Below are 15,547 nucleotides of genomic sequence, written 5' to 3'. Positions count from 1 at the left end.
TGAGACACTAAACAACAAAACAGGACCATCGCAGCCGGAGCGCTCTCTGGCTATAAGCAACGGGAATAAAAAACATGAGTGTCATTGCAGATATCGTAGCACGTGAAATTCTTGACAGCCGTGGTAACCCCACTGTTGAGGTTGATGTAGAACTCGCCTCTGGCATAGTTGGCCGGGCTGCTGTTCCGTCAGGTGCCTCAACCGGTGCACATGAGGCGGTTGAACTCAGAGATGGCGACAAAAAACGCTTTGGCGGCAAAGGCGTTCTGAAAGCCATCGAAAATATTGAAAGTGAAATCCTGCCCACACTTCAGGGTTTCGAATCGTCAGAGCAGATCGACATTGATAATGCGATGATCGACCTTGATGGCACACCCAATAAAAGCCGCCTGGGCGCCAATGCGATTCTTGGTGTCTCCCTTGCTGTTGCAAAAGCTTCAGCAGCTGAGCTGGGTGTACCACTCTACCGCTATGTAGGGGGCGTTTTTGCTCACACTCTGCCTGTGCCAATGATGAACATCGTCAACGGCGGTGAGCATGCAGACAACCCCATCGATATTCAGGAATTTATGATCCAGCCCGTTGGCGCACCAACTGTCGCTGATGGTATTCGCTGGGGATCAGAAATTTTTGCCCAGCTGAAAAAAGCTCTTAAAGATGCCGGTCATAACACAAATGTCGGTGATGAAGGCGGTTTTGCTCCGGCTCTGAAGTCAGCAGACGAAGCACTGACCTTCATTTCCCGCGCGGTGGAGGCTGCTGGCTACCGCCCTGGTGAAGACATTACCTTCGCGCTCGACTGTGCCTCGACCGAATTTTATCGCGATGGCCGCTATGACATGAAGGGCGAAGGGAAGGTTTTCGATTCTGCCCAGATGGTCGCTTACCTGGAAGATCTGACAAAACGCTACCCTATCGTTTCTATCGAAGATGGCCTGGCGGAAGATGACTGGGAAGGCTGGAGCCTGCTGACCAGCACACTTGGCAAAAAAGTTCAGCTGGTTGGTGACGATTTGTTTGTAACCAACCCCGAGCGTCTGCGTCGTGGCATTGAGACTGGTGTTGGCAACTCTATTCTCATCAAAGTGAATCAGATTGGCACACTGACTGAAACACTTCAGGCCATCGAAATGGCACATAAAGCAGGCTACACTGCGGTTATGAGCCATCGCTCCGGCGAGACTGAAGACTCTATCATTGCTGATCTGGCAGTCGCGACCAACTGTGGGCAGATTAAAACAGGCTCCCTCTCCCGCTCTGACCGCACAGCTAAATATAACCAGCTGATTCGCATTGAGCAGCAGCTGGCAACGGCTGCGCAATATGCAGGGCAGACTATTCTGAAGCGCTAAAATTATCTCATCTGGTACCGCTGGCTTAGCCACGGTACCAGAGCCGCTGCATTTTATGGCAAACAAGCTTACAAAAAGTTCAAAATTCCTGGCACAGGTGGCCAGTAATAGCTTACACTGACGTAACAGGTTAAACAGCAGGAAAGAATATCAACGTGAATCTGGGCCGCATGATAAGGCGCACCGTCCGCGCTGTTGTTCCTCCGCTGGTTTTCTTAAGCATTGCCGGCTATTTTGGCTGGAACGCCACACAGGGCGACCACGGCACCAGAGCGTATAAAGAGCAGCTTGTGCTGCTGGACCAGGCAAAACAGGCTCAGCTTAACGCCACGGCAGAACAAGCTGCCTGGCGCCGGCGTGTTAATGACCTGCGCGATCATTCACTCGACAAAGACATGCTGGATGAACGGGCGCGTGCTATGCTCAACCTGGCGAACAAAAATGATATTGTCATACCTTATGACAGGCATGATCCGCTTTTTTAAAACAGCGGAGACTCTTTTACCCGAAAAACGCCAGGAGCTGCCTGCCTTGCCCCTGCGGCAGACTGATCCCGCCCCAAACAAAAACGGCGCCCGTAAGGACGCCGAGTCTGCTGTAATACTGTTTTAAAGAAAAAACAGATTACTTAATTTTTGCTTCGCGAAAAACGACGTGCTTGCGAGCAACCGGATCGTATTTCTTGAGTTCCATTTTACCGGTGTGCGCACGAGCATTTTTTCTCGTAACGTAGAAATAACCGGTATCCGCCGTGGAAACGAGACGAATTTTGATAACGTTTGTCTTAGCCATAACTTCCTCAGCTGAGCATCATGGGTTAACCGGACACGATGTCCAGCTAGTATTCAATTCGACGCAAAATGCGCATACTAACGCCAAAGGTCAAGTATTCTTGCTGCATAGATATGCACAGAAGAGCCAAAAGGAGCAAAAAAATGCTGGATGTGGCAGTTGCGCGCGCCAGAATTCTCGAAAAAATCTCTCCCTGCGGCCCTGAAACCGTCTCTCTCGCTGACGCAACAGGGCGTATCCTGGTTGAACCGGTGGTCGCCCGCCTGTCTAACCCCCCTGTTTCGGTCTCTGCAATGGATGGGTATGCCGCCCGGACAGAAGACGCCATAAAGGGCGCAGTACTCACGGTTACCGGTGAAGCACCAGCAGGCCACCCCACCACGCAACACATTGCCCCTGGCACCTGTATTCGTGTTTTTACCGGCAGCCAGATACCTGCCGGGACAAGCACAATCATCTTGCAGGAAAATGTGATACGTGAAGGCGAATCTGTCTCGCTGCAAACCAGCAGCGACGAACAGCAGTTTATTCGCAGGCAGGGAAAAGATTTTCAGAAAGGGCAAACCCTGCTTAGTGCCGGTAAACGACTGACTGCCCGTGACATCGGCCTGGCAGCAGCAGCTGGTTACACATGGCTCAGCGTTGCACAGCGCCCGCGCGTAGGCATTCTCTCTACCGGAGATGAACTAACCCTGCCAGGTGACCCGACACAACCCGATTCGATTGTGAACTCAGCTGCTTTTATGGTGTCAGGCCTGCTCAGAACCATCGGAGCTGAACCTGTTATTCTGCCTATCGCACGAGACAACCATACAGCTCTGGCTTCTGCTCTGGCGCATACAACGCGCTTTGATCTCTTCATTACCATTGGTGGCGCCAGTGTTGGCACATATGACATTGTACAGGACGCTCTGAAAGCTCACGGCCTCTCCCTCGACTTCTGGAAGATTGCTATGCGCCCGGGCAAACCGCTGATGTCAGGGCAAATTCAGGGAACACCCATCATTGGTCTGCCAGGCAACCCGGTTGCGGCTATGGTCTGCTCGGTTATTTTTGTAGCCCCTGCCGTGCACGCCCTTATGGGGCAGCCCGTCTCAGCTGACATTGAAAGTGAAAATGCGATTCTGGGGGCTGACGTCAGGCAGAACGATCACCGGCAGGATTTTCTGCGCTGCACACTGGTCAAGAAGCCTGAGAGCGATCTGCCTGTTGCAGTACCCTTTGACTCGCAGGATTCGGCACAGCTCTGCATCCTCTCCCAAAGCGATGCCCTGTTATTGCGCGCCCCGGGGGCACCACCGGCACAAGCCGGAACCCCCTGCAGGATCATACGCCTCCCCTGATTTCAGAAGGGAGACACATCACTCCAGGAGGGTAACTTCCTGGAGGCTTCAGCAACAGTTTCAGCCGAAACGACCGACTGATGCGGCACCTGTGCCAGAATGCGCACACGCCCTTTTTCTTCGATCACACGGCAATTATCTTCATCCGGTGGCCCGTTAAGCACAACACCGGCTATTGCAACACCACGGTTTCTTAAGGCCTCAAGTGTCAGCAACGTGTGGTTAAGTGTACCCAGGCCACTGCGCGCCACAACGACAACAGGCAAAGCCCAGCGAACAATCAGATCACAGATCATAAGCCTGTCTGTCACCGGCACCATCAGCCCGCCAGCACCTTCGACAACCAGTGGACGATCATTCTCTGCCAGGGGAAGAACAAGGCTGTCAGGGTCAATCTCTGCGCCTTCAGCACGGGCGGCAGCTTCGGGAGACAACGAAGCCTGAAATGCACCGACAGAAGGCAGGCAGGAGGCGGCATCTGCCCCGGCAAGCTCCGTGACAGTCAATGTGTCACCTGGTTCATCTGCCAGGCCGCTTTGCAGCGGTTTCCAGTAAAGTGCTGACCAGGCTTTTACGAGACAGGCAGAGATAAATGTTTTTCCTACCCCGGTATCTGTACCGGTTACAAACACACCGGCACGTACGGGCCGCTGAAAACAGCCATAAGCAATATGCCACGAGATGGCACAGCCTCCGCCCTCAAAACGGTTCATAGCCTGACGCAATGCAGCGGGCTGCAACGGCTTATAACCCGCAACAGGAACGCAGGCACCGGTCTGGCTCAGATGATGTAAAAAGGCTCTTGCGCTGTTAAAGGGCTGAATATAACAGGCCCCCTCCCAGCTGCCGGCACATAAAGCCGGCCTGCATGACTGCAGCGCTGCCAGAGTGGGGTAATCAGGTGTCCCCACTGAATGTTCAGATGTACAGGCCTGCTGCCACTCTTCAAAAGTACCCTGTGTCAGCGTGGAAAAGAAGAGCCTGCCACCCGGCTTCAGCATCTTTTCAAGGTGCCGTAAAACAGCCTGCGGGTTATCCAGCCACTGAAACACCAGACTGCCGCAGATAATATCAAAAGACCCTTCGACATCAGGTGCCGCAGCATCCATCACATGACCAGTAACCCGCTCCCCAAGGCGCGCCTGCATACGCTTTACCATTTGCGGTGCAAAATCTGTCGCGATGATCTCTGCATCAGGCCAGTGCGCTGCGAGCAAAGTGGTCAGAAACCCGGTCCCGCACCCCAGTTCAAGAATCCGGGCTGGCTGATGTTGTGCCTGAGCTGTTGTGATACGCTCAAAAAGCTGCCGGGCAACATAGCGCTGCATGCCGGCGGCTTCATCATAGGCCTCAGCATGGTTAAAGCTCTGGCAGATACGATTCTGACGAGAAATTCCGGTCATTTTTATTCAGACTGCCTTACTGATAAAATTTTTAATGTGGTCTGCACAAAACGAGACATGTGTGACGGGTAGCATATGCCCGCCATCTGACTGCCAGACGATTTCCGCTTCAGCGGGTACAGCATTTCGTGTCATGGCCGGGGGAACTATCGGGTCATCACCACCGGCCAGAAGCAATAAATTTCTTTTACAGGCAATATACTGCATCTTCTCACGCACATCACCCTCAGCCAGCAGAGCAAGCCCTTCATCAAGCACATCAGCATTGCAGGAAACGCCTTCAGGCACAGGCAGACCACAGCGCGCCCTGAAGTTTTCTGCCACGTCATACGCATTACGTGTCAGACCTGCCCGCATACGGCTGAGAACACGTGGTGACACACCTGCGGCAAACCCTTCAGCCGCGCTAAAGCGCCCAAAAGCATTGATACCTACAAAACGGCTACCTTCAGGCCAGTCGCGCTGTGAGAGCAGCCATAGCAAACCAAGTGAATGACCTGTCGCCAGTATGGGCTGACCACCTGCATTCTGCAAAAATTCAGCTGGATTCACACTGCCATTTTGCGGTGATGGTTCAAAATACCCCAGGTCAACACGACAAACTCCGTCCCAGCCAAGCTGCTGCTGCAAAGGTGCCCATATCTCAGGCCCACAGGCCCAGCCATGTACAAAAACAGGTTTGAGACCCTGTATACTCATTGCATGCTCTTCCATGCTGTAACCAGGCAATGGGCCAGCGCATCAATCTGCGGCTCTGTATGGTTGCCATGTATCACGATCCGCAGGCGGCAGGCGCCGGGCGGCACCGTTGGCGGGCGAATCGCTACGGTCAGAAACCCCGCTTCTTCCATCAGCTGCGCAAGACGCAAAGCTGTTTGCTCACGTCCCACTACAACAGGGACGATCTGCGTTGACGACGGCCCCGTCTCCAGGCCTGCTGCGGCAACATGCTGGCGTAAACGTTCAGAGAGAGCGGCAACTTTGCATCTTACCTCTTCAGTTTCAGGCTCAGTCAGCAGATCAAGGGCCGCATCCGCCGCCCCAAGCACCATGGGAGATGGTGCTGTTGAGTAAATATAGCCTGACCCGCTCGTCCGCAGCCACTGGCACACAGCCGACGACGAGCAGACAAAAGCTCCCATCGTACCCAGTGCTTTGCTGAATGTGCCAATAACCAGATCTGCATGCCCGTCAGACAGGCCTTTTCCGTTATGGCCAAGAATACCAGTGGCATGAGCCTCATCAACACACAAAAAGGCATTATGGGCCCGGCATACGTTTCCGAGCGCGGCAAGGTCCGCACGGTCGCCATCCATGCTGAATACACTCTCAGTCAGCACAATTTTCATGCCCGCGGCATCGGCATGTTTTTCTAAAAGTGTGGCAAGATGCTTCAGGTCATTATGACGAAAACGAATCGGCACGATACCGGCGGCAGCGCACCCCTGATACAGGCTGGCGTGAATCAGCTTATCTGCCAGAATGACAGGCTGCGCCCCTGTTGCTGTCACGCAAAGACGCACAAGGGCCGGAACAAGAGTAGCATTTGCCTGCCAGCCTGATGAGAAAATACAGGCGGCCTCCATCCCTTTCAGAGTGGCAAGGCGTTGCTCAAGCCTGAGTGCGCCCGAGCAGGTGCCACTGACCAGGCGCGAAGCACCTGAGCCTGCACCATAACGTGCCCCCCACTCAGCCGCGCGCTGGAGTAACAGCGGGTGCCTGCGTAACCCAAGATAGTCATTAGAAGAAAAATCAGCCAGAACAGTGCCGTCAGAGCGGATAAAATTATCACCCGAGGAATCAAGGCTGCGCTGGGTACGCAAACGCCCCTGCTCTGCCAGTTTCTGAAGTCCCTGCTGGAAAAGAGAGTCAAACCGCGTCATGACACATCTGGTGCCGGAGCTGTGCGCCACGGTCAATCTATTTCAATCAGAAAGAATATCAGGATGCCTTCACAGCCAGACCCACTCACCCCATCACAGCCAGACTGGTATGAGCAGGGCCTGCCTCATATCTGGCTGCCATACTCTCAGATGAAAACGGCAGCTCCTCCACTGGCGGCTCACAGCACACAGGGCAGCACGATCACGCTGGCTGATGGCTCGACTCTGACAGACGGGGTTGCGGCCTGGTGGACAGCCTGCCACGGATATAACCACCCCTACATTCGTAAAGCTGTTGAAAAACAGCTCAGTACCATGCCTCACATTATGTTTGGCGGCACAGTACACAAACCGGCCCTGACGCTTGCACACCGGCTGAGCAATATGCTGCCAGGTGACCTTGAGCGTGTCTTTTTTACAGATTCAGGGTCAGTTGCTGTTGAAGTCGCCATGAAAATGGCCATTCAGTACCGCCTGAACAAAGGTGAGAACGGCCGTACAAAAATGCTTGCTTTTAAAGGCGGTTATCATGGTGACACCCTGGCAACGATGGCGGTCTGTGACCCTGAAGAAGGGATGCACCATCTGTATGGCTCAGTGCTGAGTGAGCATATTATCTCCCCTCTGCCAGTCGATGAAAAAAGTACAGCCCGATTTTTATCTCTGCTCGAACAGCATGCCCACGAGATAACGGCCATTATTACCGAACCTCTGGTGCAGGGTGCCGGTGGCATGCTGTTTCATAGCCCTGATGTTTTACGCCACATACGCAAAGCCGCCGATGATCATAATATCTTATTGATTTTAGATGAAATTTTTACAGGTTTTGGCCGCACAGGCACTATGTTTGCCTGCGAACAGGCTGATATCGTCCCTGATATTGTTACAGTCTCAAAAGCACTGACGGGCGGGACAATACCGCTGGCGGCCACGATAGCACAACGCCATGTTTATGAAGCTTTTTTGTCAGATAACCCTGAACATGCGCTGATGCATGGGCCAACATTTATGGCCAATCCGCTGGCCTGCGCCTGCGCTAATGCTTCACTCGACCTGTTTGAGCAGGAGCCTCGTCTGGCACAGGTTAATCATATCAATACAGTTCTCACTGAAGCTCTCGAGCCATGCAGAGCACTGCCTGGTGTCAAAGATGTAAGAACATTAGGCGCTATTGGCGTGGTGGAGCTGGAAAAAATTGAGAATGCCGATGCCCTGCGTACGAAATTTATTCAGGCGGGAGTATGGGTCAGGCCTTTTCGCAATATTGTCTATCTGACGCCGGCTTTTACAATCAGCGATGCTGAGCTTCTGACATTGACAGACGCCATCTATAAAGTTTTATCAAGCTGATTATAAAAGAAATTTTTAACTTTCAGCTCCAGAAAGCTGCGGCCTCATCATCCGCAGCTTTAGCCTCAACCCAGACACGACGACCGTCTTTAAACTGCTCACACTTCCAGAATGGAGCACCGGTTTTCAGCTTATCAATTAAAAAAGCCGTTGCCTGAAGGGCTTCAGCCCGGTGCGCAGCAGCAGCCCCGACAAAAACAATCGGAGAACCTACACACAGCGCACCAACCCTGTGAATAATTGTACAACCCGCGAGATGAAAACGCTCAAATGCTTCAGCACTCAGATTTTGAAGCATTTTTTCTGTCATGCCAGGATAATGTTCAAGCGTCAGACTTTGAAGGTCGCCTGCCGTGTCACGCACACAACCAACAAAAATACTTACACCACCAACATGATCAGATAACTCAGCAAGTCGGGTATATTCATGCCCGACATCAAAAGCTGCCTCCTGTACCACGACATGTTGCATCAGTTTTTCATCCACCCGTCATAGGAGGAAAAAAAGCAACTTCGTCGCCAGGTTTTACCGCCGTTGTAAAAGAAACAAGCGTCTGATTCAAAGCAGCCCGCAAACGTGGAGTTTCTGTCAGCACCGCCTTAACCTGAGGTTTTTTTTCACCGAGAAGAGTAATCAGACTTTGTATATCAAAGCCTGCCTGCGGCACATCAATGATATCCTCTGCATACCCAAGCTGCTCGCGCAAAGACGCAAAGTATAAAACCTTAATCTTTGCCATCATAATAACTCCTGCTCTGCCAGTTTCACCATCATATATGATCAGTGAGTTGCAGCCGGAGCAGCTGAAGCTTTGATCGTATACACTGAGCCATCAGGGCGAATGATGGTTACAGTGCCATCACCATTAGGAATTTGAATGGCGGAGGCATTGCTGCGTTTAGCACCAAACTTACTGGCGGCATCCGGCTCAGCATCCGGCAGCTTGGCACTGGGTGCAACTTTGCTGGATGTATCAAGATTGATTTCACCACCGTCCGGCAACATCTCATCAGCTGAAGAGGTCGCACCCAGAGCTGTGCCAATACGATCTTTCTCAACATCCTCAAGCGTTGGCATAGGCGATGGAGGACCAGGCCAGACGTTACCACCCTGTGTGAGAATGGGTGCTTCAGATGCACCATACCCTTTAACCCGACGCATATTCAGATCAGACCCTAAGGGAGCATTAGGATTAGCGCCCGGCAGTGTCGCAGTATCAGAAACAAATTTGCCGAACCCTGAGCACCCTGTAATCATCAGGCACCCCCCAAGAAGCATCACTTTTCGCATCATTTAAAGTTATTATCCTATATCAATTTTATACTGACGCTGACGCTTTGCTTCATGGCACAAACCGTATACCAGAATTTTTATTATAACCAACCTTTAGCAGGCAATATTCATACTATAATGATACGTGGCGCAGGCCGGTAATCAAATAAGCCCACCCGGTGATTAAAGTTAAAACTGCCGCAATCCACAACAAAACAGCACCAATCAGCGAAACAGGCACCCATGGCAAATGTAGCAAACCAGCTGTGCTGTCACCAGCCAGTAAAAAACCAATAGCAACCATCTGAAATGTTGTTTTCCACTTTGCCAGCTGTGTAACCGGCAGAGTTGCATCTCTCCCGGCAAGATACTCCCGCAGGCCGGAAACAAGAATTTCACGACACAGAATAACAATTGCAGGCCAGAGAGAATAATAAGGCAAGCGATCATAACCCGCCAGCACGAGTATGCTCGCCGTAACCAGCAGCTTATCGGCAATAGGGTCAAACATCCGTCCAAAATCTGACAGCTGCTGCATTGAGCGTGCCAGTTTGCCGTCATAATAGTCTGTTATTCCTGCCAGAATGTAGACCAGGCAGGCCAGGGCATCGGTCAGAGGGGTACCCCAGGCGGCAAGAGCCACAACCACAGGAATGACCACAATACGCGAGAGGGTCAGAATATTTGGCAGATTGATCAACATTGTCAGGACACTAACCTATTTTTCATCAGGCTGAAACGCATTATACTCTGTATTCGGCAGTCATTTCTTAAAAATTTACTATATTTTTGCATCCGTCTTATGCCGGCAACCAGTCGGGATGAAAATACCCATAAACTACTCTGGCGACCTCTTTGCTGATACCGGGCACCGATTCTAACTCAGCTATACCAGCCTGCCTGACAGCACGGACAGAACCAAATACATTTAACAGCGCTTTTTTTCTACCCGGACCGATACCTGGAACGTCATCAAGCTCAGAACGCACCAGAGCCTTTGAGCGCCCGGCCCGATGCGTTGTAATTGCAAAACGATGCGCCTCATCACGCAGGCGTTGCAGATAATATAAAACAGGGTCACGTACATCGAGCTGAAAAGCAGGGCGCCCCTGCGTATAAAACCACTCCCGCCCGGCATCTCTGTCTGGCCCTTTAGCAATACCAGCCAGCGTTACGCCTGTTACACCCAGTTCATCAAGCACCCGTCTGACAGCTGAATATTGCCCTGCACCCCCATCAATGAGAAGCAGATCAGGCCAGTTTGAGCGATCCCCCTCCTCTGCCTCTTTTAAAGCACGACCGAAACGACGTTCGAGAACCTCACGCATCATGGCAAAATCATCACCCGGTGTGACAGGTCCTTTAATCAGAAACTTACGATAGGCCCGCCGGTCAAAGCCTTCAGGGCCGCCAACTATCATCACACCATACGCATGCGAGCCCATAATATGGCTGTTATCATATACTTCGATACGCTGAGGGGGGCTATCCATACCGAAAACAGCCGCAACGCCTTCGAGCAGCCTGGCCTGACCTGCACTTTCTGCCAGTTTGCGCCGCAGCGCATCCCGTGCGTTGGTCACAGCATGATCAAGAACCTGCTTTTTTTCACCCCGCTGAGGGTTAAGAATTTCAACCCTGCGGCTTTTTTGCAAAGATAATGCCTCTTCAAGCAATACCGATTCTTCAGGCAGAACACTCACCAGCAGCTGGCGAGGTGGCGGTTTATCTTCATAAAACTGCACAATAAAAGCTGACATCACATCTTCCGCACTCTGCTCCTGCACATGCGCGGGAAAGAACGATCTGCTCCCGTTATTGCGTCCACCACGCACAAAAAAGACCTGAATGCAGGTTAACCCACCCTCCTGCCAGATGCCCATCACATCCGCTTCCTCCAGGGAATGCGGATTTATGACCTGAGAATCCTGCATCTGAGCTAGGGCCCGCACACGGTCACGCAACACAGCAGCCCGCTCAAAATCCATATCATCTGAGGCCTGGAGCATCTGAGAGCTGATCTCCTCACGCAGTGTGACGTCCTTCCCCGACAGGAAGTCACGAGCCTGCCTGACCAGCTGTGCATAATGCCCTTCATCAATACGACCAACACAGGGAGCGGAGCATCGTTTGATCTGATAAAGCAGGCAGGCGCGCGTTCGGCTGTTAAAATCAGAATCAGAGCATGAGCGGAGCAAAAAAGCCCGCTGGAGCAGGTTAAGAGTCTGATTTACGGCCCAGGCAGAAGCAAACGGCCCCCATAAATCAGCACCTTTAACTGTTTTACCCCTGTATTTAGTAATTTGCGGAAAGGCATGATCACCGGTCATCATCAGCCACGGATAGCTTTTATCGTCTCGCAGCAGAATATTAAAACGGGGCTTCATCCGTTTGATATAATTGGCTTCAAGCAGCAAAGCTTCAGCCTCTGTGTGCGTGGTCACAATCTCCATCGCAACTGTTTCAGAGACCATACGGCGCAGGCGCTCTGGCAGACGCGCAGTGTGCGTATAAGACACAACACGCTTTTTCAGCGCGAGCGCCTTACCAACATATAAAACCTCACCTTTTGCGCCCAGCATACGATACACGCCTGGCGAGAGGGGCATGGTCCTGAGTGCCTCTCTGATAACCTCAACACCCCGAAGAGCGGCAGCAGATTGCTCCCCCGCGCTGTCAGGTGACGCAGGTTGCGAACAAACCTCTGATGACATCAGATACCCCTTCAGCATAATCATCCACAGATTGTGTGGATAACTTTGTGTATACTATGCTCACATCTTCAGAAAACCGCAGTTTTCTCACAACTTTCACATATTGCTCACTTTTTAATCACATACACTAACATATTGATATAAAAAGATTTTGTTTAATTCAACCTGAATACAGACAGAAAATGCAGGGCGATTACCTGATAAAACCTATGTCAAGAGGCAATGTGGACAAATAAAATAAAAATTATAGCCCTGCACATTCTTTCTGATATTTAAACCTGAGAAGCGACTTCTTCAGCATTCTTCAGAACACGTAAAAAATTCCCACCCCAGAAAGCCGCAAGCTCACTGTGATCGTACCCGCGTCTGAGCAGCTCTGCCGTCAGCGTCGCGCTCTGAGCAGCGTTACTCCACCCGTCAATAGCTCCGCCGCCATCAAAGTCTGATGAAATGCCAACATATTCAGGGCCAAGCCGTTTTACGACATAATCTATATGATCCACAAAGTCAGAGACCCCTGCTGAATGACGGGCTTCTCCCTCTTTAGGTTTCAGAAAGGCCGGCATAGCCGTAATCTGAATAACGCCTCCGGTTTCTTTCAGCAGATCAAGCTGCTCATCATCCAGATTGCGTGGATGATCACATAAAGCACGTACGCATGAATGCGTCGCAACAACCGGCACAAGGGAAGCACGGGCCGCCTGCATCATCGTTTTTTTAGACGCATGAGAAACATCAACCACAAGCCCTGTACGATTCATCACTCTGATCGCCTCGCGCCCGAGAGCAGAGAGGCCGCCATGATTTTCAGGCTTATCCCCTAGGCTGGGGCGATGCACTGCTGAGTCAGCCAGGTCGTTATGCCCATTATGTGTAAGCGTTACATACCGGGCTCCCTTTGCCCGAAAACGTATCAAAGCCTCCGGGTCTTCGCCCATCGTATAGCCGTTTTCAACAGCAGGAATAACAGCAATAGCCCCGGCAGCATAAGCTGCTGATATCTCATCGGTTGTTGAGCATACACGCGCTGTTACACCATTATGCGTGCCCTGCATCTGGTTGATCACATCAAGCATGGCCAGGCATTGCTCGTGCGCCCTTGCACGGCCCTCAGCATTCCTGGGCCCCTGGCCAATATATGCAACAAAACAACCGGCCGAAACACCACCCTGCTTCATCTTCGGCAGGTCAGCATGGCGGGCAGCTGTGTTCTCAAAGGCATCATTCTGGTCTGGCCAGGGAATGTCGATATGACTATCGAGAGTAAACAGCGTGTTATGCACAGCCTGCGCCTCGGGCGGCACGCTATGCTCATTCTTCTGAAAAGGCGATGAGTGCGTCATACTCCATGACATGGCGCGAGCTGAGAAGCTTAACAAGTGCCAAAACACTTATATGAGCCATTCAGCCGGTTCTTACACTAAAGAATTTTACTTGCTCTGGCTGACAGGATGCGTAATGGCTCTGACATGCGACTTATCACATGGAACATCAACTCCCTCCGCCTGCGCCTGCCTCATATTGAGACACTGACGCGCACTTTCTCGCCTGATGTCATCTGCCTGCAGGAGACAAAGGTGACTGACGAGCTCTTTCCCGCCTCTGCTGTGCGGGAGATGGGCTACACACACCTGCACTACAAAGGCATGAAAAGTTACAATGGCGTTGCTGTTCTTTCTCGTCTGCCTCTAACACCGCTGGAAAACCTGCCTGATTGGTATGGCCAGCAGGACTGCCGACATGCAGCCGTCGCGCTTGAGCTACCAGGTGGGCCTGTAACCCTGCATAATTTTTATGTTCCGGCCGGTGGTGACATACCTGACACAACGGAAAATCCTAAATTTGCGCATAAACTTGCGTTTATTGAGGAAGTAACAGCGTGGTTTGCGCAACATCCTCCCTCTCGCAGCATCCTCACAGGCGACCTGAATATTGCGCCACTTGAACATGATGTCTGGAGCCACAAACAGCTGCAGAATGTTGTCAGCCACACCCCACCTGAAACAGAACGCCTGAATAAATGGCTGAATGGCGGCTTTACTGATGCCCTGCGCCACTTTGTGCCTGAAAACGAAAAACTTTACACTTGGTGGTCATATCGTAACCGGGACTGGAAAAAATCTAACCGCGGACGCAGGCTCGACCATATATGGGTAACCCCTGACCTGACACCAGCTTTAGAAAACATGACCGTGCTGCGTGACGCACGCGACTGGTCATCCCCCTCCGATCATGTACCTGTTATGCTCGACCTGAAACTTTAGAGTATATGGAGCGCAGATTTTATAACTTACCTTCCCGCTGTTTTTTCTATTATGGATGAAAATAGTGGCTGAAATGACATGGCGTGACGCTATCATCAAGGTTCTTCAGGGTAGTAACTCTGCCATGTCGTATACTGAAATTACTGATTCCATCATAGAAAATCGTCTGAGAGATTCTGTGGGCTCAACACCAGCCAGAACAGTAAGTGCCACAATTACCACAACAGGGTTAATCAACGCTTTTGGCATGTTCCGGGAAAGAGATTCTGTAAGGTGGGCAGCCACCCCCAGGCTTTTAGGACGCCAAAAGCAGGAATCCCTCACTGTTGATTTTTGCAAACAAATCGGCGTTTACCTGCTGTATGATGGATTTAGGGTGGTTTATGTTGGCCGGGCCATTAACCAGGGGCTTGGCACTCATCTTTTTCAACACACGACGGACCGCCTGCAAAGACGGTGGAACCGATTTTCCTGGTTTGGTCTTTTCCCCACAATAGATAACAGCGATAACACACGAGCCAGCATAAATACCCATTACCAGCCAGACTTTGACAGCTCTGTGCTGATACAGACACTGGAAGCATTGCTCATTGAGGGGCTGGAGCCCCCGCAAAATCGCAAAAGAGGCGACGATTTTAACGCTACAGAATTTTTACAGGTCAAAGATCCTCGAGTAGAGCACGAAGGGCTGCTTGCGCAATTAGATGCCCTGCGTGAAAAAATTACCGGAAATTAAGCAAGGCATATTGCGTTTTGAGTGCAGGCCACTACTGCCTGCGCTCAGAAAATAATTGTATTGCCTTCCACCCGACAAGAATACTCAGCACAAATAACACCGCCTGCGGGGCACCAAGCCCCAGTAGCACCAGGGCAGGCCCTGGGCACACACCTGTCAGCCCCCACCCAAAACCAAAAATTACAGACCCGGCCATCAGTGCGACATCAGGCGGCCACCGATCAGGCCATTGCAGCGCACTCTCAGACCGACGACGCAGCCACTAGAAGCCTGGCAGTGTAACAGACACAGCCCCTCCCATTACGTATGCCAGAAACGGTGTCCACCGGCCGGCAACATCAAGGAATCCAATTACATTCGCCGGATCAGCCATACCGGAAACCAGCAACCCGATCCCAAAAACCAAACCACTGATAAAAGCAAACAGACTTTTCATA

The 15,547-nt window shown here is 51.6% G+C and carries 16 protein-coding genes and 1 pseudogene; 6 read left to right on the top strand and 11 right to left on the bottom strand.

Going from position 1 to position 15,547, the window contains the following annotated elements:
• Positions 1-74: 74 nt before the first annotated feature.
• Together eno and HK11_RS04450 are read left to right on the top strand one after the other, a co-directional pair.
• Complete coding sequence (eno, locus tag HK11_RS04455; protein ID WP_086554138.1) at positions 75-1,352, top strand: phosphopyruvate hydratase; 1,278 nt, start codon at positions 75-77, stop codon at positions 1,350-1,352.
• A gap of 155 nt (positions 1,353-1,507) precedes the next feature.
• The gene (locus tag HK11_RS04450) at positions 1,508-1,837 is read left to right on the top strand and encodes a septum formation initiator family protein (protein ID WP_086554137.1); all 330 of its coding nucleotides are present in this window, start codon (positions 1,508-1,510) and stop codon (positions 1,835-1,837) included.
• A gap of 139 nt (positions 1,838-1,976) precedes the next feature.
• Here HK11_RS04450 and rpmG read toward each other — a convergent pair whose 3' ends face one another.
• Positions 1,977-2,144, bottom strand: a complete 168-nt coding sequence (gene rpmG, locus HK11_RS04445) for a 50S ribosomal protein L33 (protein ID WP_086554136.1) — start codon at positions 2,142-2,144, stop codon at positions 1,977-1,979.
• 68 nt (positions 2,145-2,212) lie between these two features.
• Here rpmG and glp point away from each other — a divergent pair, with 68 nt between their 5' ends.
• Positions 2,213-3,487, top strand: coding sequence for a gephyrin-like molybdotransferase Glp (gene glp, locus HK11_RS04440; protein WP_198943224.1), 1,275 nt, complete (start codon positions 2,213-2,215; stop codon positions 3,485-3,487).
• Positions 3,488-3,489: 2 nt separating this feature from the next.
• On the opposite strand, the gene bioD is transcribed toward glp, so the two are convergent.
• The 3 genes from bioD to HK11_RS04425 are packed head-to-tail and all read right to left on the bottom strand — an operon-like array spanning position 3,490 to position 6,773.
• A complete protein-coding gene (gene bioD, locus HK11_RS04435) occupies positions 3,490-4,890 on the bottom strand; it encodes a dethiobiotin synthase (RefSeq protein ID WP_086554134.1) in 1,401 nt (466 codons plus the stop codon).
• A 6-nt stretch (positions 4,891-4,896) separates the two neighbouring features.
• On the bottom strand, positions 4,897-5,589 hold the full coding sequence (locus HK11_RS04430) for an alpha/beta fold hydrolase (RefSeq protein ID WP_086554133.1): 693 nt from the start codon (positions 5,587-5,589) through the stop codon (positions 4,897-4,899).
• On the bottom strand, positions 5,586-6,773 hold the full coding sequence (locus HK11_RS04425; protein WP_086554132.1) for an 8-amino-7-oxononanoate synthase: 1,188 nt from the start codon (positions 6,771-6,773) through the stop codon (positions 5,586-5,588). Before HK11_RS04425 ends, HK11_RS04430 begins: the two co-directional genes overlap by 4 nt.
• A 63-nt stretch (positions 6,774-6,836) precedes the next feature.
• Here HK11_RS04425 and HK11_RS04420 point away from each other — a divergent pair, with 63 nt between their 5' ends.
• On the top strand, positions 6,837-8,123 hold the full coding sequence (locus HK11_RS04420; protein WP_086554131.1) for an adenosylmethionine--8-amino-7-oxononanoate transaminase: 1,287 nt from the start codon (positions 6,837-6,839) through the stop codon (positions 8,121-8,123).
• Positions 8,124-8,145: 22 nt separating this feature from the next.
• Here HK11_RS04420 and HK11_RS04415 read toward each other — a convergent pair whose 3' ends face one another.
• The 6 genes from HK11_RS04415 to HK11_RS04390 all read right to left on the bottom strand — a co-directional run bounded on the left by HK11_RS04415 (position 8,146) and on the right by HK11_RS04390 (position 13,453).
• Positions 8,146-8,595: a molybdenum cofactor biosynthesis protein MoaE gene (locus HK11_RS04415; RefSeq protein ID WP_086554231.1), complete on the bottom strand. Its 450-nt coding sequence runs from the start codon at positions 8,593-8,595 to the stop codon at positions 8,146-8,148.
• Positions 8,596-8,602: 7 nt separating this feature from the next.
• Positions 8,603-8,866, bottom strand: a complete 264-nt coding sequence (moaD, locus tag HK11_RS04410) for a molybdopterin converting factor subunit 1 (RefSeq protein WP_198943223.1) — start codon at positions 8,864-8,866, stop codon at positions 8,603-8,605.
• 38 nt (positions 8,867-8,904) lie between these two features.
• Positions 8,905-9,417, bottom strand: coding sequence for a hypothetical protein (locus HK11_RS04405; protein ID WP_233133310.1), 513 nt, complete (start codon positions 9,415-9,417; stop codon positions 8,905-8,907).
• Between the two features lie 112 nt (positions 9,418-9,529).
• Positions 9,530-10,099 carry a CDP-diacylglycerol--glycerol-3-phosphate 3-phosphatidyltransferase gene (pgsA, locus tag HK11_RS04400; RefSeq protein ID WP_086554130.1) on the bottom strand — a complete coding sequence of 190 codons (570 nt, stop codon included), beginning with the start codon at positions 10,097-10,099 and terminating at the stop codon, positions 9,530-9,532.
• 97 nt (positions 10,100-10,196) lie between these two features.
• Positions 10,197-12,110 (bottom strand): excinuclease ABC subunit UvrC, encoded by a 1,914-nt coding sequence (uvrC, locus tag HK11_RS04395; RefSeq protein ID WP_086554228.1) that lies wholly within the window; start codon positions 12,108-12,110, stop codon positions 10,197-10,199.
• 272 nt (positions 12,111-12,382) lie between these two features.
• Positions 12,383-13,453: a dipeptidase gene (locus HK11_RS04390; protein ID WP_086554227.1), complete on the bottom strand. Its 1,071-nt coding sequence runs from the start codon at positions 13,451-13,453 to the stop codon at positions 12,383-12,385.
• Between the two features lie 126 nt (positions 13,454-13,579).
• Between HK11_RS04390 and xth the strand changes: the two genes are divergently transcribed.
• The gene (gene xth / locus HK11_RS04385; RefSeq protein WP_086554226.1) at positions 13,580-14,374 is read left to right on the top strand and encodes an exodeoxyribonuclease III; all 795 of its coding nucleotides are present in this window, start codon (positions 13,580-13,582) and stop codon (positions 14,372-14,374) included.
• Between the two features lie 73 nt (positions 14,375-14,447).
• Positions 14,448-15,110, top strand: a complete 663-nt coding sequence (locus HK11_RS04380) for an HTH domain-containing protein (protein ID WP_233133320.1) — start codon at positions 14,448-14,450, stop codon at positions 15,108-15,110.
• Positions 15,111-15,141: 31 nt separating this feature from the next.
• Here the strand turns inward: HK11_RS04380 and HK11_RS12720 are convergent.
• A pseudogene (locus tag HK11_RS12720) lies at positions 15,142-15,546 on the bottom strand (DUF6691 family protein).
• Position 15,547 lies beyond the last annotated feature (1 nt).

Origin of the sequence: Acetobacter sp. DmW_043, from assembly GCF_002153485.1 — a bacterium.
GTDB classification, from domain to species: domain Bacteria; phylum Pseudomonadota; class Alphaproteobacteria; order Acetobacterales; family Acetobacteraceae; genus Acetobacter; species Acetobacter thailandicus.
Note: the sequence above shows the minus strand (reverse complement) of the source record. Positions and strands in the feature narration are given on the sequence as shown.